The organism is Micromonospora sp. C41 (genome assembly GCF_018070485.1).
Lineage (GTDB): Bacteria > Actinomycetota > Actinomycetes > Mycobacteriales > Micromonosporaceae > Micromonospora > Micromonospora chalcea.
In genome coordinates this window covers 13864-36721 of the sequence record NZ_JAGPXP010000006.1, presented here as the reverse complement: position 1 = coordinate 36721, position 22858 = coordinate 13864, and the positions used below count along the sequence as shown (strand labels likewise).

At 73.7% G+C, this 22858-nt stretch carries 23 protein-coding genes and 1 riboswitch; of the genes, 11 read left to right on the top strand and 12 right to left on the bottom strand.

Translation table 11 applies throughout. The annotated features are described in order from the left end of the window. Window positions 1-12: 12 nt before the first annotated feature. The 3 genes from KBX43_RS08815 to KBX43_RS08805 are packed head-to-tail and all read right to left on the bottom strand — an operon-like array spanning window position 13 to window position 3481. Window positions 13-2265 (bottom strand): cation-translocating P-type ATPase, encoded by a 2253-nt coding sequence (locus KBX43_RS08815; protein ID WP_140946139.1) that lies wholly within the window; start codon window positions 2263-2265, stop codon window positions 13-15. A gap of 17 nt (window positions 2266-2282) precedes the next feature. Then, on the bottom strand, window positions 2283-3239 hold the full coding sequence (locus tag KBX43_RS08810; RefSeq protein ID WP_043327063.1) for a hypothetical protein: 957 nt from the start codon (window positions 3237-3239) through the stop codon (window positions 2283-2285). Between the two features lie 35 nt (window positions 3240-3274). Continuing rightward, complete coding sequence (locus tag KBX43_RS08805) at window positions 3275-3481, bottom strand: heavy-metal-associated domain-containing protein (protein WP_043330704.1); 207 nt, start codon at window positions 3479-3481, stop codon at window positions 3275-3277. A gap of 80 nt (window positions 3482-3561) precedes the next feature. On the opposite strand from KBX43_RS08805, the gene KBX43_RS08800 reads away from it, so the two are divergent. The 4 genes from KBX43_RS08800 to KBX43_RS08785 all read left to right on the top strand — a co-directional run bounded on the left by KBX43_RS08800 (window position 3562) and on the right by KBX43_RS08785 (window position 6959). Continuing rightward, window positions 3562-3861, top strand: a complete 300-nt coding sequence (locus KBX43_RS08800) for a metal-sensitive transcriptional regulator (RefSeq protein ID WP_013283780.1) — start codon at window positions 3562-3564, stop codon at window positions 3859-3861. Window positions 3862-3986: 125 nt separating this feature from the next. After that, window positions 3987-4196, top strand: coding sequence for an SHOCT domain-containing protein (locus KBX43_RS08795; RefSeq protein WP_043327065.1), 210 nt, complete (start codon window positions 3987-3989; stop codon window positions 4194-4196). 164 nt (window positions 4197-4360) lie between these two features. Next, window positions 4361-5644, top strand: coding sequence for a YibE/F family protein (locus KBX43_RS08790; protein WP_043327067.1), 1284 nt, complete (start codon window positions 4361-4363; stop codon window positions 5642-5644). Window positions 5645-5798: 154 nt separating this feature from the next. Further along, a riboswitch (cyclic di-AMP (ydaO/yuaA leader) is annotated at window positions 5799-5930 on the top strand. A gap of 3 nt (window positions 5931-5933) precedes the next feature. Next, a complete protein-coding gene (locus KBX43_RS08785; RefSeq protein WP_043327069.1) occupies window positions 5934-6959 on the top strand; it encodes a hypothetical protein in 1026 nt (341 codons plus the stop codon). 61 nt (window positions 6960-7020) lie between these two features. Here KBX43_RS08785 and KBX43_RS08780 read toward each other — a convergent pair whose 3' ends face one another. Continuing rightward, window positions 7021-7680 carry a carbonic anhydrase gene (locus KBX43_RS08780; protein ID WP_043327072.1) on the bottom strand — a complete coding sequence of 220 codons (660 nt, stop codon included), beginning with the start codon at window positions 7678-7680 and terminating at the stop codon, window positions 7021-7023. Between the two features lie 159 nt (window positions 7681-7839). Between KBX43_RS08780 and KBX43_RS08775 the strand changes: the two genes are divergently transcribed. Continuing rightward, on the top strand, window positions 7840-8181 hold the full coding sequence (locus KBX43_RS08775; protein ID WP_043327074.1) for a MarR family winged helix-turn-helix transcriptional regulator: 342 nt from the start codon (window positions 7840-7842) through the stop codon (window positions 8179-8181). Window positions 8182-8237: 56 nt separating this feature from the next. Beyond that, a complete protein-coding gene (gene mycP / locus KBX43_RS08770) occupies window positions 8238-9476 on the top strand; it encodes a type VII secretion-associated serine protease mycosin (protein WP_280841768.1) in 1239 nt (412 codons plus the stop codon). Window positions 9477-9588: 112 nt separating this feature from the next. Here mycP and KBX43_RS08765 read toward each other — a convergent pair whose 3' ends face one another. The 7 genes from KBX43_RS08765 to eccCa all read right to left on the bottom strand — a co-directional run bounded on the left by KBX43_RS08765 (window position 9589) and on the right by eccCa (window position 16221). Continuing rightward, complete coding sequence (locus KBX43_RS08765) at window positions 9589-9870, bottom strand: WXG100 family type VII secretion target (protein WP_043327076.1); 282 nt, start codon at window positions 9868-9870, stop codon at window positions 9589-9591. Between the two features lie 28 nt (window positions 9871-9898). Continuing rightward, window positions 9899-10207 carry a WXG100 family type VII secretion target gene (locus KBX43_RS08760; RefSeq protein WP_043327078.1) on the bottom strand — a complete coding sequence of 103 codons (309 nt, stop codon included), beginning with the start codon at window positions 10205-10207 and terminating at the stop codon, window positions 9899-9901. 212 nt (window positions 10208-10419) lie between these two features. Beyond that, complete coding sequence (locus KBX43_RS08755) at window positions 10420-10689, bottom strand: hypothetical protein (RefSeq protein WP_043327079.1); 270 nt, start codon at window positions 10687-10689, stop codon at window positions 10420-10422. Window positions 10690-10701: 12 nt separating this feature from the next. Continuing rightward, a complete protein-coding gene (locus tag KBX43_RS08750; protein WP_043327081.1) occupies window positions 10702-11430 on the bottom strand; it encodes a hypothetical protein in 729 nt (242 codons plus the stop codon). Window positions 11431-11461: 31 nt separating this feature from the next. Further along, a complete protein-coding gene (locus tag KBX43_RS08745; RefSeq protein WP_043327083.1) occupies window positions 11462-11755 on the bottom strand; it encodes a hypothetical protein in 294 nt (97 codons plus the stop codon). A 16-nt stretch (window positions 11756-11771) separates the two neighbouring features. Further along, window positions 11772-12182, bottom strand: a complete 411-nt coding sequence (locus KBX43_RS08740) for a YbaB/EbfC family nucleoid-associated protein (RefSeq protein WP_043327085.1) — start codon at window positions 12180-12182, stop codon at window positions 11772-11774. A 73-nt stretch (window positions 12183-12255) separates the two neighbouring features. After that, window positions 12256-16221 carry a type VII secretion protein EccCa gene (eccCa, locus tag KBX43_RS08735; protein WP_210884022.1) on the bottom strand — a complete coding sequence of 1322 codons (3966 nt, stop codon included), beginning with the start codon at window positions 16219-16221 and terminating at the stop codon, window positions 12256-12258. Window positions 16222-16391: 170 nt separating this feature from the next. On the opposite strand from eccCa, the gene eccD reads away from it, so the two are divergent. Further along, on the top strand, window positions 16392-17789 hold the full coding sequence (gene eccD / locus KBX43_RS08730) for a type VII secretion integral membrane protein EccD (RefSeq protein ID WP_064448608.1): 1398 nt from the start codon (window positions 16392-16394) through the stop codon (window positions 17787-17789). On the opposite strand, the gene KBX43_RS08725 is transcribed toward eccD, so the two are convergent. Continuing rightward, a complete protein-coding gene (locus KBX43_RS08725; protein ID WP_064448609.1) occupies window positions 17773-18945 on the bottom strand; it encodes a type VII secretion protein EccE in 1173 nt (390 codons plus the stop codon). The two genes, eccD and KBX43_RS08725, sit on opposite strands and share 17 nt — an antisense overlap. A 159-nt stretch (window positions 18946-19104) precedes the next feature. Here KBX43_RS08725 and eccB point away from each other — a divergent pair, with 159 nt between their 5' ends. The 4 genes from eccB to KBX43_RS08705 all read left to right on the top strand — a co-directional run bounded on the left by eccB (window position 19105) and on the right by KBX43_RS08705 (window position 22837). Continuing rightward, window positions 19105-20574 carry a type VII secretion protein EccB gene (gene eccB / locus KBX43_RS08720; RefSeq protein WP_043327091.1) on the top strand — a complete coding sequence of 490 codons (1470 nt, stop codon included), beginning with the start codon at window positions 19105-19107 and terminating at the stop codon, window positions 20572-20574. A gap of 115 nt (window positions 20575-20689) precedes the next feature. Then, window positions 20690-21061: a hypothetical protein gene (locus tag KBX43_RS08715; RefSeq protein ID WP_030503518.1), complete on the top strand. Its 372-nt coding sequence runs from the start codon at window positions 20690-20692 to the stop codon at window positions 21059-21061. Then, entirely contained in the window at window positions 21054-22334 is a 1281-nt protein-coding gene (locus KBX43_RS08710) for a WXG100 family type VII secretion target (RefSeq protein ID WP_064448611.1), read from the top strand. The genes KBX43_RS08715 and KBX43_RS08710 overlap by 8 nt, the downstream gene beginning before the upstream one ends. Window positions 22335-22441: 107 nt before the next feature. After that, complete coding sequence (locus KBX43_RS08705) at window positions 22442-22837, top strand: hypothetical protein (protein WP_043330706.1); 396 nt, start codon at window positions 22442-22444, stop codon at window positions 22835-22837. Window positions 22838-22858: the final 21 nt, after the last annotated feature.

Below are 22858 nucleotides of genomic sequence, written 5' to 3'. Positions count from 1 at the left end.
CGCCCAATCCCCTCACCCGATCGGGCGGAAGCGCCGCAGCCGCAGGCTGTTGCCCACCACGAAGACCGACGAGAAGGCCATCGCCGCCCCGGCGAGCATCGGGTTGAGCAGCCCGGCGGCCGCCAGCGGCAGCGCCGCGACGTTGTAGGCGAACGCCCAGAACAGGTTTCCCTTGATGATCGCCAGCGTTCGCCGGGAGAGCCGGATGGCGTCCGCGGCGGCGGTCAGGTCACCCCGGACCAGCGTCAGGTCGGCGGCCTCGATGGCCGCGTCGGTGCCGGTGCCCATGGCCAGCCCGAGGTCGGCCCGGGCCAGCGCGGCGGCGTCGTTGACCCCGTCGCCGACCATCGCGACCACCCGGCCCTCGCCCTGCAGCCGCTCGACCACCGCGACCTTCTCGGCGGGCAGCACCTCCGCGATCACCTCGTCGATGCCGACCTCGGCGGCCACCGCCTTCGCCACCGTGGCGTTGTCGCCGGTGAGCAGCACCGGGGTGAGCCCCAGTTCGCGCAGCCGCGCGACGGCCGTCCGGCTGGTCGGCTTCACCGCGTCGGCCACCGCGAGCACGCCCCGGGCCCGCCCGTCCCAGCCGGCCAGGATCGCCGTCCGGCCGGCGGCCTCCGCGCCGGTCGCGGCCCGCGCGATCTCCTCGGGTACGTCGAGACCCCGCTCGCGCAGCAGCCGTGCCCGGCCGACCACCACGGTCCGGCCGTCCACGGTGCCGGTCACGCCCAGCCCTTCGGCGTTGGCGAACCCGCCGACCGGCGGCAGCGGTCCGGCTTCGGCCGCGGCCTCGGCGACGGCCCGCGCGATCGGGTGCTCGGAGGCGGCCTCCAGCGCGCCGGCCACCCGGAGCAGTTCGTCGGCGTCCTCGCCGTCGGCGGGCAGCACCTCGGCCAGCGCCATCCGGCCGGTGGTGACGGTGCCGGTCTTGTCCAGCACCACGGTGTCGACCCGGCGGGTGGACTCCAGCATCTCCGGCCCCTTGATCAGCACCCCGAGCTGCGCGCCGCGTCCGGTGCCGACGAGCAGCGCGGTCGGCGTGGCCAGGCCGAGCGCGCACGGGCAGGCGATGATCAGCACGGCCACCGCGGCGGTGAACGCGGCGGTCGCACCGGAGCCGGTGCCGAGCCACCAGCCGAGCGTGCCGGCGGCCAGCGCGATCACGATCGGCACGAAGACGCCGGAGATCCGGTCGGCGAGCCGCTGCACCGCCGCCTTGCCGGTCTGCGCCTGCTCCACGAGCCGTGCCATCTGGGCGAGCTGGGTGTCGCCGCCGACCCGGGTGGCCCGGACGACCAGCCGGCCACCGGCGTTCACGGTCGCGCCGGTCACGGTGTCGCCCGTCCCCACCTCGACCGGCACCGACTCGCCGGTGAGCATGCTGGCGTCGACGGCCGAGGTGCCCTCCTCGACCACGCCGTCGGTGGCGATCTTCTCGCCGGGCCGGACCACGAACCGGTCGCCGACCGCGAGCCGGTCGACCGGGACCCGGACCTCCTGGCCGCCGCGCAGCACCGCGACGTCCTTGGCCCCGAGTTCGAGCAGGGCGCGCAGCGCCGCCCCGGCGGTGCGCTTGGAGCGGGCCTCGAAGTACCGCCCGGCCAGGATGAACACCGTCACCCCGGCGGCGGCCTCCAGGTAGATGTTGCCGGCGCCGTCGCCCCGGGTGATGTCGAGGCTGAACGGGTGCTTCATCCCGGGCATGCCGGCGTCGCCGAGGAACAGCGCCCAGAGCGACCAGCCGAACGCGGCGAGCGTGCCCAGCGAGACGAGCGTGTCCATGGTCGCCGCGCCGTGCCGCAGGTTGACCAGCGCGGCGCGGTGGAACGGCAGCCCGCCCCAGACCACCACGGGGGCGGCCAGCGTGAGCGAGGCCCACTGCCAGTAGTCGAACTGCCAGGCCGGGACCATGGCGAGCACGATCACCGGCAGCGTGAGCACGGCGGAGACCCAGAGCCGGGTACGCGCGACGCGCAGCTCGTCCGCCGGCTCCCCGGCCGCTGCGGCCGCCTGCTCGGGCGGGGGCGGCACCACGGCGGTGTAACCGGTCTTCTCGACGGTGGCGATCAGGTCGGCCGGCGCGATGTCGTCGGCGTACCGGACGGTGGCCTTCTCGGTGGCGTAGTTCACTGTCGCCTCGACGCCGTCCATCCGGTTGAGCTTCTTCTCGATCCGGGCGGCACAGGACGCGCAGGTCATCCCGCCGATCGCCAGTTCGATCAGGTTCGGCGCGGTGGGCAGCGTCTTTCCCGTGGCAGTCATCGCGGCACCTCCGGCGCTCAACTGTGCCCGTGCCCCGGCGTGCCGTGTCCGGCGTCCGGGGTCGGTGCGGTGGTGGATACCGGCGCGGTCGGGTCGCCGGCCAGGACGGTGAATTCGGCGGTGTGCACCGCGTCGCCGTGCCGGAAGTCCAGGTAGAGACGGTACGCCCCGGCCGAGGGCACCTCGGCGGCGAACGTGATCGCCGGACCGGCGGGGGTGCGCCCGTCGCCGGGTGTGCCCTCCGGGTGCACGTGCAGGTACGCCAGGTCGCCCTGCCGCAGCGCCACCAGGTGCCCGTACGCGCCGAGGTAGGGCTGAAGGTCGGTGACCGGTCTCCCGTCGCGGCTGACGGAGAGCGTGAGCCGGCTGGTCCGGCCCGGCTCCGGCGTGCCGGTCAGCGTGACTGTGTAGCCGTCGACGGTGGTGCTGGTCACCGGCGCCGGCAGCGGCCGGGCGGCCAGCTCGCCGGGGACCGTGACGTCCAGGCCGAGGGTCAACGGCTCGCCGCCTTCGGGCGTGAAGTCGGCGAACGCCCGCCACACCCCGGGGCCGTCGAGCGGGGAGGCGACCCGCCAGGTGCCGTCGCCGGCCATCTCCGGGTGGACGTGCCGGAAGCCGGACAGGTCCCGGCGCGCGACGATCAGGTGCATGCGCTTGTCGTGGGCCACCTCGAAGCGGGTGACCGGCGTGCCGTCCGGGCCGGTGATCCGGAAGGCGAACTGCCCGGCCGGCGCGGTGGCGGGCTGGAGCGTGTAGCCGCCTTCGGAGACGAGCAGCCCGCCGGGCAGGTGCGCGTCGGCGCCGTTCTCGTCACCGTGACCGGTGTCGCCGGTCCCGTGGTCGCTGCCGCTGTCGTCGTGGCGGGTCTCGGCGGCCGGGGCGACGGGATCGGCCAGGTTGCCGATCCCGTACGCCGCGCCGAAGACCGCCACGAGGCCGAGCGCGAAGCCGCTGAGCTTCGTCGCCGTGTTCATGGTTTCTCCTCGGTTCTGCGGGTCCCGTGGACCCGTCACGCACCGACGAGGTCGTAGCCGGCCTCGTCGACCGCCGCGCGGACGGTGTCCGTGTCCAGCGGGTTCTGACTGGTGACGGTGACCCGGCCGGTGGCCAGGTCGACCTGGACGCCGGTGACGCCCGGAAGCGCGCTCAGCTCGGTGCTCACCGAGTTGACGCAGTGGCCGCAGGTCATACCGCTCACCTGGTAGGTGCTCTCCATGTCGCCCTCCGATCTCATACCCCCTGGGGGTACAGCCGGAACGTTAGCATACCCCCGAGGGGTACGCTATCCTCGTTCTCATGACCGCTCCGTCCAGCCCGACCCGGGGCTACACCGCCAGCAAGGACCAGCTCCTCGCCCGGCTCCGCCGGATCGAGGGTCAGGTCCGTGGCATCGAGAAGATGGTCGAGGACGACCGTTACTGCATCGACGTGCTGACCCAGATCTCGGCCATCCAGGCGGCGCTGGACAAGGTCGGCCTCGGCCTGCTCGACGGGCACGCGCGGCACTGCATGCACGAGGGCGCCGCCGAGGGCCGGGCCGACGAGATGGCGACCGAGATGATGGCCGCCGTCGGCCGCCTGATGAAGCGCGGCTGAACGGGACCTCCGCCCCTCCGAGCAGGGCACATCGACCCGCGCCGACGCGCCCGTGCGGCCGTACCGTCGAAGTGGCGGGCAGGCCGGCCCCGGCGGACCCGCGGTGACGGACGGAGGGCGGCCCGATGATGTGGCAGAGCCCGATGATGGGCTGGATGTGGATCTGGTCCCTGGCGGTGCTGGCGGTGCTGGCAGGGCTCCTCTGGCTGGCCGTACGGTGGACCGGCCCGCAGCGGTCCGGGCCGACGGCGGCCCGGCGCATCCTCGACGAGCGGTACGCCCGCGGCGAGATCGACGAGGACGAGTACCGGCGACGCCGGGCCGGACTGGCCTGACCCGCGCGGGGCGCGCGTCACCGGTCACGGTGTCCGGGAGCACCCAGCCGGGCTGCCTACCATGTCGGGGCGACGACCCGGACGTGGTCGACACGTCCGCGCCGGCCCGGTGACCAGACCGGTCCGGCGGACCAGGCGTCGCCGCGACCGTTGGGAGAGACGCCTTGGGTGCCGACCACACCCGCCCCGCACCGCCCACGCCACCGGGCGTACGGCGGCTGCTCGTCGCCGTGGTGGTGCCGCTGTTCGCGCTCACCGTGATCGCCGCGCTGGTGCTCTGGCCCCGGCAGGACCGGGAGCCGGTCGGCGGCGCGGACGTCCCCCGCTACCACGGCACCGTGACCCGGGTGGTCACCGAACCCTGCCCGCCGACGCCGGAGGCCCCGGAGGGCGCGGGCGGCCCCTGCGGCACCGCGACCGTCGCCGCCGAGCAGGGCCCGGACGCGGGACGGCAGGTCGAGACGCCGCTCCCGGCCGGACCGGGCGCGCCCCGGGTCGAGGTCGGCGACAAGATCGTCCTGGTCGAGCTGATCGACCCGGCCGACCCTTCGATGAAGTCCTACAACATCGCCGAGCACCAGCGCGGCACACCGCTGATCTGGCTGCTTGTGCTCTTCGCCGCCGCGATCGTGGCGTTCGGCCGCTGGCGCGGGCTCGCCGCGCTCGGCGGCTTGGCGGCCAGCTTCGCCATCCTGCTCGGCTTCGTGCTGCCCGGCATCGGTGGCGGCCAGCCGCCGCTGCTGGTGGCGATCGTGGGCGCCGCGTTGATCATGTTCGTGGTGCTCTATCTGACGCACGGGATCACCGCGCAGACGTCGGTGGCGGTGCTCGGCACGCTCGGCAGCCTGGTGATCACCGGCGTGCTCGGCCTGCTCGCCACGTCCGCCACCCATCTGACCGGCTTCGGCAGCGAGGACGCCACCACGCTGTCCATGTTCCAGGGCGACGTGGACCTGCACGGGCTGCTGCTGGCGGGCATCATCATCGGCTCGCTGGGCGTGCTGGACGACGTCACCGTCACCCAGGCGGCCACCGTCACCGAACTCGCGCACGCCAACCCGGGGCTGTCCCGGCGGCAGCTCTACCGGGCGGCGACCCGCGTCGGCCGGGCCCACATCGCGTCCACCGTCAACACCATCGTGCTGGCGTACGCGGGCGCGTCGCTGCCACTGCTGCTCCTGCTGGTCGCCGACTCCCGCCCGGTGAGCCAGATCCTCACCAGCGAGTTCCTCGCCCAGGAGATCGTCCGCAGCGCGGTGGCCACGCTCGGCCTGATCGCCGCCGTACCGCTGACGACCGCACTGGCCGCGATCGTGACCACCGCCGGACGGCGCGCGCCCGGTCCGGAGCCGGCGTCGCCCGTGCCCCCGCCGCCCCGTCCGCCGACCGGACGCGACGACGCGCTGGAGGCGCTCGGCGGCGGAAAAAGTACGGAGGCGACATGGTGACACTCCGCACGGTGACCATCGATTTCAAACGCGACGCTGGTCACGGTGCGCCACGGCGAAATCTCGCTATTGGTCGGCTTCCGGACGTAGATCCGCAGGAGTGCTGTCGGGTAACCTCGCTGCCGGTCACCGCCGAAGGCGCGCACCGGCGCCAGCGGTGCCGCCGCCCAATCGCCTGCGGGCGAGCCGGGGAACCAGGTACATGGGGTGAATCCGCGCGAGCGGTAGGGGCCACTTCCGTCCCGAACCCGTCAGCTAACCCGGTCGGCGGCCGACGGAAGGGAACACTGTGACGCCACCCCTGCGCCGCTGGCTGACACCCCTGGTGGCCGTGCTGGCCTCGCTGGCAGTGCTGGCCGGGCCGAACTCGGCGACGGCGGCCCCCGCCGCGGCGGCCCCGAAGCCGTCCGGGCACGAGGAGGACGGCGAACCACCGCTCATCACCGAGGCGATCGACAGCGCCAACCGGAACTTCCTCCAGGCGAAGGCGAAGCTGGCCAAGTCGCAGGACCGCCAGCGGCGGCTGGCCGCCGAGGTACAGGCGGCACAGGCCGAACTCGAGGCGCTCAGCCCGCAGGTCAACCAGCTCGCCGCCCAGTCCTACCGGACCGGCCGGATGGGCGCGATGGCGATGCTGCTGGAGAGCAACTCGCCCGACTCGTTCGTCCGCCGCGTCAACGCCCTGGACGAGCTGAACCTCCTCAACGCGCAGCGCCTGGCCGCCATCAACGCGGTCAAGAACCGCGCCGAGACGGCCAAGATCGCGCTCGACGCCGAGGTGCGCGAGCAGGAGAAGCAGAAGAACGCGATGGAGCGCGAGAAGGTGCAGGCCGAACGCGCCCTCAAGCTCGTCGGCGGCCTCGGCTTCACCGGCGGCCTGGTCGACGCCACCTCACCGGTCGCCAAGATCGGCCCCGGCCGCACCGCCGACGGCGGCTGGAAGGCCGAGTCGTGCAGCGAGAACGACCCGACCACCTCGGGCTGCATCACGCCGCGGACGCTGCACGCCTACAAGGAGGTCCGGCGCGCCGGCTACACGCGCTTCGTGGGCTGTTACCGGCCGGGCGGGCCGTGGGAGCACCCCAAGGGCAAGGCGTGCGACTGGTCGCTGCAGAACAGCGGCTTCTCACCCTGGCACAACAACGACACCCGCAAGTACGGCAACGACGTGGCCGCCTTCCTCATCCGCAACGCCGACCGGCTGGGCATCTACTACGTGATCTGGAACCGGCAGATCTGGTTCCCGGCCACCGGCTGGAGGTCGTACAGCGGGCCGTCGAACCACACCGACCACGTCCACATGTCGATGCTCTGACCTGGACGCAGCAAGAAGGGGCCGCCCCCGTGGGCGGCCCCTTCGTCGTCCGGCGCTCCGGTCAGCCGGCCAGCGCCGCGTCCGCGTCCGCCGGCGACGAGGGAGCGGGCAGTGACGCCGGGACCTGCGCCACTGTCCGCACCTCGCCGCCGGAGAGCCGGTACGACATCCCCGCCACCGTGCACCGGCCCGCCGCGACCCGCTCGGCCAGCACGGAGGACCGGGCCAGCAGCGTCTCCACGGTCTGCGCGATGTGGACGTCGATGATGCCGTCGAGGTCGTCGATGCCCTGCCGGGCGGCGCGCAGCAGGCTGGGCGAGACCGCGTCCACCACCGCTCCCAGGTGCCCGGCCGGAGCGGCGCCGGTCCGGACCCCCTCCCGGGCGGCCTGGACCGCGCCGCAGGAGTCGTGCCCGAGCACCACCACGAGCGGCGTGCCCAGCACGGTGACCGCGTACTCGACGCTGCCGAGCACCTCGGGCCCGGCGGTGTGCCCGGCGGTACGCACCACGAAGAGGTCACCGAGACCCCGATCGAAGATGATCTCCGCGGCGAGCCGCGAGTCGGAGCAGCCGACGATCACCGCGAAGGGGTGCTGGCCGTCGGCCACCGCCGCCCGGTGCCCGGCGTCCTGATTCGGATGCTGCGGCACACCGGTGACGAACCGGTGGTTGCCGGCACGCAGCTCGGCGAGCGCCTGCTCCGGGCTTCTCGGCGTCATCTGCCTCACCTCGTCTACCTGCGGAACGACCAGGCCGGACGGCCTCGCGACTTCACGGTCACACGGCGTCAGGGGCACGTCAAGATTCGTGATACGCATTTCATACTTTCCCGTGCCGGCCCGCGTCCGATTCGGGTCGGCAGCGTCGATGGCCATAGCATGGCCACCATGGCGACGACACCAGGTGAGGACGGGAGCCGCCGCAACTGGACCTTCCTCACCAATCACGGACATGTGCTGCTGGCGATCGCGCGCAACCCCACGGCGCGGCTGCGGGACGTGGCCGACGAGGTGGGCGTCACCGAGCGGGCGGCCCAGGCCATCGTCGCCGACCTGGAAGCCGGGGGATACCTGCGGCGCACCCGCGTGGGGCGGCGCAACGAGTACACGATCAACCCGAAGGGACGCTTCCGGCACCCGGCGGAGGCCGACCAGCAGGTCGGCGCCCTGCTGGCCCTCTTCGCCGCCGAGCCGGCCGGGGACGTCACCGCCGACCGGTGACCGGTTCCCGCGACCGCGTGCGCCCGCGCGGGCCGGCGCGACGGTAATCTCACCGCGTGCGCGACAGCTTGCGGCCGGGCGCGACAAAAGGGCGCGCCCGGGCCGGACACCCGATCCGGACCGTCCTCTCGGCAGCGGCGGCAGCCGCTCTGCTCGGCGGCGCGCTGGCGGTGCCCGCGCCCGCCGTGGCCGCCCCGAAGTGCGGGCCGACCGGCGGCCCCGCGCCCACCGAAACGCCGTGGGCGCTGAGCCGCCTCGACCCGGCCTCCGCCTGGCGGGTCGGCAAGGGCGCGGGGATCACCGTCGCCGTGATCGACTCCGGGGTCTCACCGTCGCATCCCCTGCTGCGCGGGCGGGTGCTCCCCGGCGAGGACTTCAACCAGCTCGTCCGGCTTCAGGGCCAGTGTGACCTGGTCGGGCACGGCACCATGGTGGCCGGCATCATCGCCGGGCGGGAGGGCACCGGCTCGCCGTACACCGGCATCGCGCCGGAGGCCCGCATCCTGCCGCTGCGCGTACTGGCCGAGAACAAGGAGAACTTCGACCCGGACGTGCCGGGCGAGATCGGCAAGGCGATCCGCTGGGCGGTCGACAACGACGCCGACGTGATCAACCTGTCCCTGGTCACGCTCGACGACCCGCAGCTGAAATCGGCGGTGCAGTACGCGCTCGGCAAGGACGTGGTGGTCGTCGCCTCCGCCGGCAACCGGCAGGAGAACCGGGAGGACCGGCCGGCCTATCCGGCCGCGTACCCGGGGGTCATCGCCGTCGCCGGTGTGGACGAGCAGGGCGGCCACGTCGGCAGCTCGGTCAGCGGGGACTATGTGGACATCGCCGGCCCCGGGCTGAACATCCTCGGGCCCGCGCCGCAGGGGTCCGGCTACCGGGCCGAGCCGCAGGGCGGCACGAGCTTCGCCACCGCGTACGTCTCCGGTGTCGCCGCGCTGGTGCGGGCCGCGCACCCCGACATCAGCGCCGACGAGGTCGCCTACCGGCTGACCCGCACCGCCGACAACCCACCCGACGGGCACAACGCCGACGTCGGCCACGGGATGGTCAACCCCTACCGGGCGGTGACCAGCCTGCTCGGCACCCGCACGGACCCGCCGCTGGGCGCCATGCCGCCGCCGGCGCCGCCCACCGATCCGCTGGCCTGGCAGCGCACCGTCGCGATCTGGGTCGCCGTCGTCGGCGGGCTGCTCGCCGGGGTCCTGCTGACGCTGCGGCCGATCCTGACCCGCGGCCGGCGACGCGGATGGCGCCCCGGCCGGCGGGACGTCCCGCAGGACGCCTGACCGGCCTCCTCGCGCCGCACGGCCGGGCCGGAAATACACGAGACAGGGCCGGAATACACGACGGCTCCGCCCGGCACGAGCCGGAGCGGAGCCGTCGTGGACCGGTCGGGGGTCAGCTGCCCCAGACCTTGGAGTTGCTCATCTCCGTGGTCATGTAGTTCTCGCGCGCGATGCCCACCGCGCCGCCGATCTCGTTCAGGACCTTGTTGATGTCCCGCACGGCGGCGTCCCACTGGGCCTGGTGCTGCTGGTAGGCGGCCCGGTCCTGGCCCTCCCACTCGAGCTTGGTCAGCATCGCCCGCAGCGTGTCCAGCTTCTCGTCGATGATCCGCGAGATGGCCTGCATCTGCTGGTTGCTGCTCTCCAGAACAGCGTAGTCAACCTTGATGCTCATCGATTCCTCCTCTGCCTGTCTTCGCGGATCACGGGTTGAGAGCAGCGTGGAACTTGTCCAGCATCTGCTGCTGCTCTTCGTCGTTGACCTGGTGCGTGGTGCCCGACTTGTCGAGCAGGTCCGCGATGTTGTCCATCGCGGTCAGCAGCTTGTTCGTGTCCTCGGTCCAGCGAGTCATCAGGCTCTGGAAGCCCGTGGACGCCTGGCCCTTCCAGGCCATCGCGAGGTCGTCGACCACGTTCCACAGCTTCTTGAGCTCACCGTCAACCTCGCTGCGCGTGGACCGCACGTCACTCGCGGCGGTGTGCAGAGTCGCTGCACTGACCTCGAACGCCATGCTTCACACCCTTCCGTCTTTTGTGGCGGCGGTTCCGCCGCGCCCTCCCCCGCGGCAAGGCGAACACACCCCACCGACGGACACTTCATCCGAACCGTAGCGGACGATGTCCAACCCGCGCAGCCCTGCCGGCCCATCGACGTACTCCGACAGCCCGGAATCGGCAAGGCGATCCGGCGCTGTCCGTACGAGTTGGACGGTCCGTCCCGAGGTCAGGGCCGCTCACGTGCGGCTTTGACGATCGTCGACACACCGAAGGCCAGCACCGCGACCAGCAGTACCACCACGATCCACAGCAGCGGCTTCTCGAACGCGCGCTCGAACGTCAGCACCAGCAGCGCCGCGCAGGCGCTCAGCGAGACCACCTCGGCGGCCCGCCGCAGCCGCGCCGAGCGGGTCAGCACGGCGAACAGCATCAGGAGCACGAAGACCGGAATGGTCAGCAGGACGTACAGGAACAGTACGAAGATCAGAGTGTCCATGCCCCGCTCCCGTCACCTGTAGAACGCGGAGTCCCGAACCCAGTCGATCTTGATGTCCTTGATGTCCGGGTCGGAGCCGGCGGGCGCCCAGCCGGGCCGGGAGTCCGCGGTGAACGTGAACCGGCTGTCTGTGTGGAACGCGGCCATCAGCGCGTGCAGCAACGCGCTGATCTCGCCGAAGACCAGGACCAGGATCGCGGCGGTGGCGGCCAGGCCGGCGATGCCGATGGCCTGGGCCAGCGCGGTGGTCGCGGGGAAGAACTGGAGCGCGATCGAGGCGATCACCGCGACCAGGATCGGCATGAGCGCCTGCGCCAGGCCGGACACCGCGTCGTTGTACGCGTCCCGGGCCGCGGTGAGCGTGTCGCGGTTGGCGGCGAACGCCTCGGCCAGCGAGTTGATCTCCGCGCCGAGCTTGCGCATGAACTGGTCGAACGCGTCCCGGTCGTCGAAGTCCCACTCCGACGCCTCCGGCGGGACCGCCGCCATCGCCGCGCCGAACTGGTCCGCGCCGAGCAGGCGGGCCGCCTCGTCCCACTTCTTGATGGACTCGTTCACCTGCTGGTTGTCGAAGGACTCCAGGTAGAGGATGGTGCCGATCAGCGCCGCCGAGGCGGCGATCCAGACCAGGTTGCCCCGGGCGATGGCCGCGGCCGACCGCACCGGCGCCGTGGTCTGGGCGACCGACACCGAGCCGGTCACCGTCCCCGAGGCGTTGGCGATGAGGATCTCCGGTGGCATCAGGCGTCCTTCCCCTGGCGGGCCCGGCCGGTCACTTGACCACCCAGGGCTGATCCGACTTCTCCCAGTTCTGCGCGCTCTGTTCGAGCTGCGCGGCGGCCTTGCGCAGATGCTCCGCGCCGGTGCGGACGTTGTCGAGGTGCCCGTCCACGGCCGCGTTGTGCCGCTCCACCGCCCCGGTGCCGAACCAGCTCAGTGCGCCGCCGGGCAGCTTGACCTCGGCCAGCAGCGCCTCGACGTTGCGCAGGTACTGGATCGGCCCGTCCGGGGCGTCGAGCATCCGGCTCGCCTTCCGGATCGCGTCGACGTCGACGGTGTTCGGCATCGTCGTCCCCTCTCGCTCAGCGCCGCAGATTGCGGGTCGGGTCGGACAGATCCACCCCGAACTGACGGAACCAGTCCTCCGGGGTCAGCGTGCCGTCCTGCGCCCGGCGGACCGTCTCGGAGTCGCCGAGCATCTCGCCCAGCATCTCCCGCTGCCGCTCCTCGAAGGCCACGTACGCGGCGTCGATCGCGGCCTGCATCGACTCGGCCAGGGAGAAGCTGTCCAGCCGCATGGCCCGCGCGTTCAGCTCGATGCCGCCGACCTTCATGTCGCCGTCCACGGTCACCCGCACCAGCCCGTCCGGGCTCTCCCCGGTGACCCGCAGCTCCGCACGCTGCCGCTGGAGCTCGGCCAGCCGCCGCTGCTGCTCCTGCGCCTGCCGCAACAGGCCCTCCAGGGCTCCACCGATACCCGACGGGCTGCTCAACTCCGGCTCTCCCCGTAATCGCGACGATCGATCGGGCCGACGCTACCGGAAGTGACGCCCGCCGTCCGTCCCGTCAGACCGGTTCCGTCCAGGCGGTCTGGATCAGCTGCTGGCCGTCGCGGCGGCGCACCAGCGTGCCCCGGCCCGGCGGCTGCGGGGTCGGCCGCAGGTTGCCGAAGACCGCGCCCTCCTCCCGGCTGCCGGACATGAGCAGTCCCGGCGAGTCCAGCTCACGCAGACGCTGCAGCACCGGCTCGTACAGCGCCCGGGCCACACCACCGACCCGCCGCGTGACGATCAGGTGCAGGCCGATGTCCCGCGCCTGCGGCAGCAGCTCGTGCAGCGCGCTGAGCGGATTGCTGCCGCCGGAGGCGACCAGGTCGTAGTCGTCCACCAGGATGTAGAGGTCCGGCCCCTTCCACCAGCTCCGGTCGCGCAGCTGCGCGGTGGTCACGTCCGGGCCGGGCAGCCGGTTCTGCAACGCGCTGCGGATCGAGCCGAGACCCTGGCTGAACACCTGGTTCGACGGCGCGTAGTCGAGCAGGTGGTCCCCCTCGACCGCGCCGAGCAGGCCGCGCCGGTAGTCGGCGATGACCAGCCGCGCCTGGGCCGGGGTGTACCGCTCGGCGATCCCCCGGGCGATCAGCCGCAGCAGGTTCGTCTTGCCGCACTCGGCGTCGCCGAACACGGTCAGGTGCGGCTCGCTCGCCAGGTCCAGGTAGACCGGGGCGAGCGCCGACTCGTTGACGCCGATCGGGATGCCCGGGACGGACCGGTCGACCACCTTCGCCAGCTCGGTGACCGCCAGCTTGCGCGGCAGCAGCCGGACCTTCGGCGCCGGACGGCCCGGCCAGTTCGCCGCGACGTGCCCGGCCAGCGCCACCGACGCCTCGGTCAGGTCCTCGATGTCGCGCTTGCCGTCGATCCGCGAGATCGCGGTCAGGAAGTGCAGCTTGTCCCGGGTCAGGCCGCGACCCGGCGCGCCGACCGGCACGTTCTGCGCGGCCCGCCGGTCGATCTCCGACTCCGACGGGTCACCGAGCCGCAGCTCCAGCTTGGTGCCGAGCAGGTCCCGCATGTTGATCCGGATCTCCGCCCAGCGCACCGCCGTGATCACCACGTGGACGCCGAAGCCGAGGCCCCGGTTGGCCAGGTTGGTGATGGTCTGCTCCAGCTCCTCGTACTCCTGGCGCAGCGTGTTCCAGCCGTCCACCACGAGGAAGACGTCACCGAACGGGTCGTCGGCGAACTCACCGGCCGCGCGGCGGCGCCGGTAGCTGGCCACCGAGTCGATGCCGTGCTGGGTGAACCGGTTCTCCCGCTCGTCGATCACCGCGACCACCTCGGCGACCGTCCGCCGGACCGCCTCGGTGTCCCGCCGCCCCGCCACGCCCGAGGTGTGCGGCAGCCCGTCCAGGCTGCGCAGCGCGCCACCACCGAAGTCGAGGCAGAAGAACTGCACCTCGCGCGGCGTGTGGGTGAGCGCCAGCGAGGCCAGCATCGAGCGCAACATCGTGCTCTTGCCGCTCAGCGACGCGCCGACGATCACCACGTTGCCGCCGGCCCCGGCCAGGTCGACCATCATCGGGTCGCGGCGCTGCTCGTACGGGCGGTCCACGATGCCGACCGGCACGGCGAGCCGGCCGCGGCCCGGCCAGTCGGCGGTGGTCAGGCCGTACGTCGGGTGCACGCTCAGCTTCGGCAGCAGCTCGGCCAGCCCGGACGGCTCGGCCAGCGGCGGCAGCCAGACCTGGTGTGCCGGCTTGCCGCGGCCCTTGAGCTGGTCGATCAGCACGTCCAGCATGGCCACCGCCTTGCCGTCGCCCGACTGCTCCGGCTCCGGCGTGGCCTCCGCCGGACTCGGCAGCGCCGGCGCCGGTACGTAGTCGATGCCGTACGGGACGATCCGCCGCTGCACCTGCGCCCGGGTGGAGCGCTGCGCCTGCCCCGGCGCCTGGTACGGGCCGGACACGTACGCCGCACGGAACCGCAGCATCGTGGCGGTGTCGGTCTTCAGGTAACCGTGACCCGGCGCGCTGGGCAGCTCGTACGCATCAGGCACGCCGAGCACGATCCGGCTCTCCACCGCCGAGAACGTGCGCAGACCGATCCGGTACGACAGGTGCGTGTCCAGGCCGCGCAGCTTGCCCTCCTCCAGCCGCTGCGAGGCGAGCAGCAGGTGCACGCCGAGCGACCGGCCGAGGCGGCCGATCATCACGAACAGGTCGATGAAGTCCGGCTTGGCCGCCAGCAGCTCGGAGAACTCGTCACAGATGATCAGCAGGCTCGGCATCGGCTCCAGCGGCTCACCGGCCGCCCGCGCCTTCTCGTAGTCGTAACGGGAGACGTAGTTGCCGGCCGCCCGCAGCACCTCCTGCCGGCGGTTCATCTCACCGGCCAGCGCGTCCCGCATGCGGTCCACCAGCGGCAGCTCGTCCGAGAGGTTGGTGATCACCGCGCTGGTGTGCGGCAGCGCGTCCAGCGAGGCGAACGTCGCACCGCCCTTGAAGTCGACCAGGACGAAGTTCAGCTCCTCCGAGGAGTGCGTCACGGCCAGCGCGGCGACCACCGTACGCAGCAGTTCGCTCTTGCCGGAGCCGGTCGCGCCGATCACCAGGCCGTGCGGGCCCATGCCCTCGTGCGCGGACTCCTTGAAGTCCAGCTCGACCACGTTGCCGTCCGGGCCCAGGCCGAGCGGGATGCGCAGCCGGTCGCGGTGGCTGCGCGGCCGCCAGGTCTGCCGGACGTCCACGGTGGCCGCGTCGCCGACACCGAGCAGGTCGGGCAGCTCCATGCTGCGGGCCAGCGGCTCCTCGGTGCTCGCGCCCTGCTGCTGGGAGAGCCGGAACGGGGCGATCTGCCGGGCCAGCCCCTCGGCGGCGGACAGGGACAGCCGGTCCGGGCTGCCGAGCCGGGACGTGGCGGTGCCGCGGACCAGGTCCAGGCCGGTGCCGTCGCCGGCGTCCAGGCAGAGCAGCCAGCGCCCGGCGTCGCGGGGCACCGTGCCGGACAGGTCGACCACAGTGGTGCCGAGCAGGCCCGGCCCGGTCAGCGCGCAGGTCGCCGAGACCTCGCCGCCGTCCAGCACCACCACCACGTGCGGCGCGGTGGTCAGCGGCTTCGCCTCCGGCGCGAACCGGGGCCGCCCGCCCAGCTCCTGGGCCAGCGCGGTCTCCGCCTCGTCCAGCGCGGCGAACACCATCCGGCGCGCGCCCGCCGCGTCGGTACGCCCCGGGTGCTGGGCGTGCGGCAGCCACTTCACCCAGTCCCAGACCGGTTGCCGGTCCGGCGCGGCCACGACGACGACCAGCAGGTCCTCCGGGGCGTGGAACGTGACGAGCTGCCCCAGCGCGGCCCGGGCCAGGTCGAGCACCGGCTCCCGGTCGCCGCGCAACGCGATCCGGCTGAACGCGCGCAGCGACAACGCGGTCGGCAGATCCGGCACGCTGGAGTGGGCCCGGACGAACCGGCGCAGCGCGATCGCGCTCATCGGCTCCAGGTCCTCCACCGGCTTGGTCTCCGGCGGCACGATCTCCACCGCCAGCCGCTGCGGGCCGAGCGCGATCCGCACCTCGCCGAAGTCGTCCTCGGTGATCCGCCGCTCCCACAGCCGGCGGGAGGCGGCGATCGACCAGAGCGCGTCCGGCTCCGGGTGCCGCCAGGTCATCGCGGCGCGCTGCTGCTCGGCGGCCCGGCGGGTGCGCTTGCGCATCTGCGCCAGGTAACGCATGTAGTCGCGCCGCTGCGCGTTCAGCTCGGCCTTGTCGTTGCCGCCGTTGCCGAGCGTGCCGATCGCCATGCCCAACATGGACACACCGAACAGGCCACCCGCGACGTACGTCATCATGCCGCCGCCGCGGCCGGCGTAGAGGAAGGCCATCGCGCCGACGCCGCAGAGCATCGGCAGGATCATCAGCACCTGCCCCATGCCCTTGGCCTTCGGCTCCGGCAGCTCGGGCGGGGACTCCAGCAGCACCTCGCCGCGCGGCAGCGCGGGCCCCGGTTGACGCGGAAGCCGGCGGAACACCACCGTACTCACGGCTCTCCCCTCCCCAGAAGCGGCCCTGATCGTGGTCTGCCACCGCCGGTGAGCGTCGGGTGGGCAACCTGTGCGACCGCCATCGTAGGTAATCTCCCGGAGGCGTCGTGGACCCGTGGGGGCGACGCCGTGGGCCGAGCGGATCGTTTGCGAGCAACGAGGAGGCCACTGTGGCGACGAAGACGGCGACCGGTGGGCTGAGCCGGATCACCATCGTGGCGCCACGTACCAGGATGGATCTGGCGCTGCCGTCCGACGTGCCGCTCGCCGACCTGCTGCCCACGCTGCTGCGCTACGCGGGCGAGGACCTGGCCGACGAGGGTGTGCGGCACGGCGGCTGGGCCCTGTCCCGGCTCGGCGGCCAGCCGCTCGACGGTGGCCGTACCGCCGCGCAGCTCGGGGTCCGCGACGGCGAGGTGCTCTACTTCAACCCCCGTGCCGCGACCGCCCCGGAGATCGTCTTCGACGACGTGGTGGACGCGGTCGCCACCTCCACCACCCAGCGGGCGGGCGCCTGGCAGGTGGGCACCACGCGGGCGTTCGCGGTCCTCCTGGCCGCCTCCGCGCTTGCCGGCGGCGCGGTGGCGGCGCTGTTCACCGGCCCGCCGCACCTGCCCGGCGCGGCGGCCGCCTTCGTGGTCGCGGTGGCGCTGCTGGTCGGCGCCGCGGTGCTGTCCCGGGCGGCCGGAGACAGTCGCACCGGCGCGGTGCTGGCCCTGGTCGGGATCGGCTACGCGGGCGTCGGCGGCCTGCTGGTGCTCGCCGGTGAGCGGACGCTCGGCGAACTGGCCGCCCCGCACGTCCTGCTCGCCGGCACCGCCGTGGTGGTGTTCGGCGCGATCGCCGCGCTCGCCGTCGGCGACCGCCTGCCGCTGTTCCTCGGCGCGGTCGGCGTGGGGGCGGCGGTCGGGCTCGGCGCGGTGCTCAGCCTGGCCTTCGGCATCGGCGCGGCGGCGTCGGCGGCAGTGGTGGCGACAGTCGCCTTCGGCGCGCTGCCGGCGCTGCCGATGCTCGCCTACCGCCTCGCCCGGCTGCCGGTGCCGTCCATCCCCACCGGGCCGGACGACCTGAAGACCGACACCGAGTCGGTGGACGGGCCGTCGGTGCTGCGCAACAGCGAGCGCGCCGACGGTTTCCTCACCGGCCTGCTCTGGACCGTCTCGCTGCTGGTGCTCGGCGGCGAGGTGGTGCTGGCCGAGGACGGCCGCCTGCCGGCGGTCCTGCTCTGCCTGGTCCTGGCGCTGCTGTCGCTGCTGCGGGCGCGCCCGTTCCTCGGCCGCGGGCAGCGTACGCCGGTGCTGCTGTCCGGCACCGTCGGCCTGGGACTGGTCGCCGCCGCCACGTTCGCCGCCGGTTCGCTGGCGGTCCGGCTCGGGCTGGTCCTCGGCGGCCTGGCCGTGGTGGCCGTGATCAGCCTGGTCTACGGCCTGACCGTGGCCGGCAAGCGGATCTCGCCGGTCTGGGGCCGGACCCTGGACATCGTCGAGATCCTGCTGATCATCGCGCTGGTGCCGCTCGCCGTGTGGGTGTGCGGCATGTACGGCTGGATCGTCAACCTTCGACCGTGACGGTCCCCATCGCCGTGCCGACCGGCGCGGTGGCGTAGACGCCGGGACCGTGCTGGCCGTCCAGCGGGCGGGCCGGCACACCCGCGCGCCCGGCCATGTCCCGGACCGCCTTCACCAGCGCCTCGGCGTGCCCGTCCATGGCCGCCACCCGCAGCAGCGGCGGAACCCGCCGGCCGCCCGGGAGCACCACGGCGGCGACCGTGTGCGACGGCGCCGAGGTGGCGGTGACCGCGTCCACGAGCGCGCCGAGCGAGCCGTTGGGGCGTACCCGCAGGGCCAGGCAGCGCTGCGTCCAGCCGCCCCCGCGCACGCTGGTCCACGTCTCCACCGGCGCCTCCGGCGCCAGGTCGAGCCCGGCGCCGGACACCACCGCCGCGTGCAGCTCGTCCCGCCCGAGCACGCGGTGGCCGAGACCGGCGGCGTTGAGCGCCTTGCCGAGCCGGCCCACCCCGGCCGCCACCGTCCGGTGCACGCCGCGCAGGCCGCCGCCCCGGCTCACCGTTTCGGCCCGCGCGTCGGCCACCGACAGTCGCAGCGCCACCCACACGGTCCGGTACGCCGACGGCGGCGCGCCGGGGGCCGGGTACCAGACCAGCGTGTGCGAGACGACCTGGGTCTGGGTGACCGGGCCGGAGAAGTCGGCGAGCACGGCGAGCGCGCGGTCCACCACGGCGGCCTCGATCGAGCCCGCGGGCGCGCCGGGCCGGCCGGTGAGCGCCAGCGCGGCGAACCAGCCCCGGTCGTCCTGCCCGATGCCGAGGCGGGTGCCGCGCTCGGTCAGCTCCACCACTGTCAGTTCCGGGGCGAGCGCGGCCAGCCGGGGGTCGCCGCCCGGCGTCGCGCCCCGGGCCCGGTCGCGGCGGCGGCGCAGCCGGCGGCGGAGCATCAGGTCCTCGTACCACCATCGGCCGCCTCGGCGCGCGAACGCGGCGACCACTGCCAGCAGCGCCAGCCCGCCCACCACCCCGAGCAGCCAGGGCGGGCCGGCGGTGGCGAACCAGACCGCCAGCGCGGCGCACTCCACCACGACGAGCTGCCCGACCACGACCGGGCCGAGCCGGCCCCGGCGGCGCTTGTCGGCCGGGGTGACCGGCCGGTCCACCGGTACGGCGGGGGCGGTGGCCGTACGACCGGGTGGCGCCTGCAGCTGCGTCATCGGTGCGTCCCTTCTGGACATCCTGGACATCCGCCGGCGGGGTGCGGCGTTCGGGCGGCGGACGGGGTCCGGCGCACCCCCGGTGGCCCCTTATCGTAGGGAAGCCCGCGACGCCGCTCGGCCCTGTCGTCGTTGGACCCACCCCGCCGGAGGTTAGTCATGCGGACCCGCCGCGATCAGGTCCAGGCGTACCGCTTCGTCACCCGCCGCATCGTCTCGGCGCTGCTGTCGGGCGACCCGGAGACCAACGACCTGCCGATGCGCCGCCTCGGCATGGCGGTGTTCGGCAGCGTGATCGCGGCCGCCGTGGTGCTCGGCGGGGTGGGCGCGTACGGGCAGCTCACCAGCAACTCGGCGCCGCTGGAGCCGAACACGCTGGTGATCGAGCGGGAGACCGGCGCGACGTACTACTTCGGCGAGGACCGGGTGCTGCGCCCGACGCTCAACTACGCCTCGGCGCGGCTGATCATCAACGACGCGGCGGCGAAGCCCCGCACCATGTCCCAGGCGTCCATCAAGGACCGGCCGCGCGGCCGGCTGGTCGGCATCGTGGGCGCCCCCGACGACCTGCCGGACCGCAAGTCCCTGGTCGGGCTCCCCTGGTCGGTGTGCGACGTGCCCGACCCGAACGACACGCAGCGCTCCACCACGCACCTGGTGATCGACCGGACGCTGCCCGGCGGCACCGCGCTCACCGACCGGGCCGTCGTGGTGCGCACCGGCGACGCCCGCTACCTGCTCACCGGCGGCTCGCGGCTGCGTGTCGCCGGCGACGACCAGGCGCTGGTGGCGTTGAAGATGGCCGGCGTCACGAACCTCACCGTCGGGCAGCAGCTGCTGAACGCGGTGCCGGTGGGGCCGGTGCTGCGCAAGCCCACGATCGACGGGGACGGCGGCGCGAGCGGGCTCACGGTGGGCGGCCGGCCGGCCCGGATCGGCCAGGTCTACCAGGCGGCCGGCCAGTACTACGTGCTCACCCGGCAGGGCCTGGCCACGCTCCGGGAGGTGACCGCGCTGCTGCTGCTCGGCCGGGGTGGCGAGGTGGCGCAGATCACGCCGGACGAGGCGGGCCGGCTCCTCACCGACCAGCGGCTGGAGCCGGACGGCCTGCCCGCCCGGCTGCCGACGCCGCACGAGGTCCGCCCGGGGCGCACGGTGCTCTGCGCCACCTACCGGCCCGGCCCGGCCGGCCAGCCGCCGACCACCACGCTTGAGGTCTTCGACTCCCCGCCGGCCGAGCTGACCGAGGCGACCGCGATGCCGTCGCGGCAGGGCGGCCGGGACGCGGTACGCACCGCCGAGAACGTGCTGCTGCCCGGCGGCAAGGGCGTGCTGGCGCAGGCCACGGCCGGAGAGAGCGGCAAGCCGGCGGCCGGGTCGACGGTCTACCTGATCACCGCCCAGGGCATCCGCTATCCGCTCGGCACCGCCGGGGGCGACGCGAAGAGCGCCCTCGGGTACGGCGACGTGACCCCGCTGGCCGTACCCGCCTCGCTGCTGGCGCTGGTGCCGACCGGCCCGACGCTGTCGCGCCAGGACGCGATGGCGTACTTCGATGCCTCGACCCCGGCGGCGCCCACCGCGACCCCCTCCACCGGCGGAGCCGCGGCCCAGGTCCAGGGCGGTTGACCGGCCCCGCCCGGGTCCGATGTGGATGGGGCCTGTCACGGGTCGCCCGGGTTGGCGCGTTTCGACTAACCTGAGTGCGGCGAAGGTTATCGACGATGACTACGGGGATGCAGCCATGACGGGGCGCACGACAGTAGACGTACTGTCCCTGGAGGACTTCCACCAGCGACTTGAGCGGCGGCTGGACGAGGCGGAGTCGGTGTTGCGCAAGCTGAACACCCAGATGCAGTGCCGCCCGCCCGCGCTCGGCACGTTCACCGACGCGACCGACAACGCACGTCGCTACTCCGAGACGCACCAGAGCTACGTCAACCACGTCGACCGGCTGCGCCGGGCGATCCTGGCCGCCCGCGAGGCGACCCACAAGATCATGACGAACTACAAGACCGCCGAGGCCCGCAACGCCGCCGCCGCGGCCGACATCGCCGCCGCCCTCTCGGGGCTGAACGAGGCGATGAAGCAGCCGAAGGAGGACCCGCGTGTCTGAGTACACCCGGCGCTACGAGCACGTCAGCCACGAGGAGCTCTACCAGGGCGTCAACGCCGGCGACCCGAAGCAGATCGAGGCGCTCAGCGCCCAGTGGACCTCCCTCAAGAGCACGCTCGACGACCTCGGCCGCGACCTCACCGCCGACCTGGAGGCGCTGTCCAAGAGCTGGACCGGCGACGCCGCGCGCGAGTTCACCAGGCGGCTGGACATGGTCGTGCGCTACTCCGGCAACCTCGCCGAGGGCATGACGGGCATCCGGCAGGGCCTCGACATGATGTCCAGCGAGCTGCGGGCCGCGCAGTCCAAGGCGGAGAGCCCGGAGAAGACCGACGACAACGACAAGCTGCTCTCCGGCGCCGGCAAGGGCTTCCTGCTCGGCGGCGCCCCCGGCGCGGTGATCGGCGGGATCGTCGGCCACCAGCAGGACAAGGCCGAGCAGGAGAAGGCGCACCAGCGGATGGTGCAGGTCGTGGCGAAGCTCGCCGAGGGCTACGACTTCTCGGCGTACGGCCGGATCGTCGTGCCGGACCCGCCCGAGGTCGAACTGCCCGGCAACACCAGCAACGGCGACCCGACGCTGCAGAACGGCCCCTCGGTCAAGACGCCGTCGTCCGGCCCGAACCTGGGCAGTTTCGGCCCGGGAGCGAGCGCCACCGCCACCACGTCGGGCGTGCACCACACGGCGCCGACCAGCGGCACGCCCGGTGCGGGCGCCCCGGGCGCGGGCACACCGGGCGGCAACCCCGGCGCGGGCGCTCCGGGCTCGGTCACCACCGGCGGCACCGTCGACCCGGGCGGCACCTCGCTGGCCGGCGCCGGCCCGTTGACCGGCACCACCGGCGGCCCGACGATCGGCGGCAGCGCGGGCTTCGGCTCCGGCGGCGGCCCCGCCACGATGACGGCCGGCGGGGGCAGCGGCGGGCTCTACGGCGCCCCCGGCGTGCTCAGCACCGGGTCGCTCGCGGGCACCGGTCCCAACTCTGCGTCCTCGGCCCGGTTCGGCGGCGCGCCCGGCGCGGAGAACCGCGCGGCGGCCGGCACCGGCCGGCTCACCTCCGGTCGCGGCCTGGTGGTCGAGGCCGGGGGCAGGTCCGGCGAGCGGGCCGGCGGCACCGGGCGGCCCGCGATGGCCGGCCGTGGCGGCGTGCTCGGTGGTCGCGGCAGCCACGGCGACGACGAGTCCGACGGCCGGCTGACCTGGCTCACCGAGGACGAGATGGTCTGGGGCGACGGCGACGGCGCTCCGCCGCCGGTGCTCGGCGGCAACTGACAGCGGCATCGAGGCAGCGGTCCGTCCACAGCGACCCGTGGGACGGCTCACGTAACCAGCAAGATCTTTGAGCTGCGAAATCGTCCGCTGACCGATAGGTTGAATTGGTGCTGCCCGTAGCGTTCGCCCCGTCCACCTGGACGGCGACGCTGCGCCGGATCGCCCGCACGGCCGTGGCCGGCCTGGTGCTGATCGTCGGCCTCCAGGGCATCGCCGCCGCACCCGCCCATGCCACCGTGACCGAGCAGTCCGTCGCGGTCACTGTCGCCTCCGCCGCCGCGCCGAGCGTGATCGCGTCTCCGGTTCCGGCCGAGGTCGGCCTGACGACGGTCGCGGCGGGCGGCACGACGGCCGACGGCGCGCCGCGGTCCACCTCCGGTCCCGCCGCCGACGCGGCCGGCACCGAATCCACAGCCGCCGGGCGGGTGCCCGGCGTCGAGGCCGTCGCCGTCGCCGACCCGGCTCGGGCAGCCATCGCCCGCCGCGGTCCGCCGCGCGCCTGACCGGGCCACCTTTCCGGTACG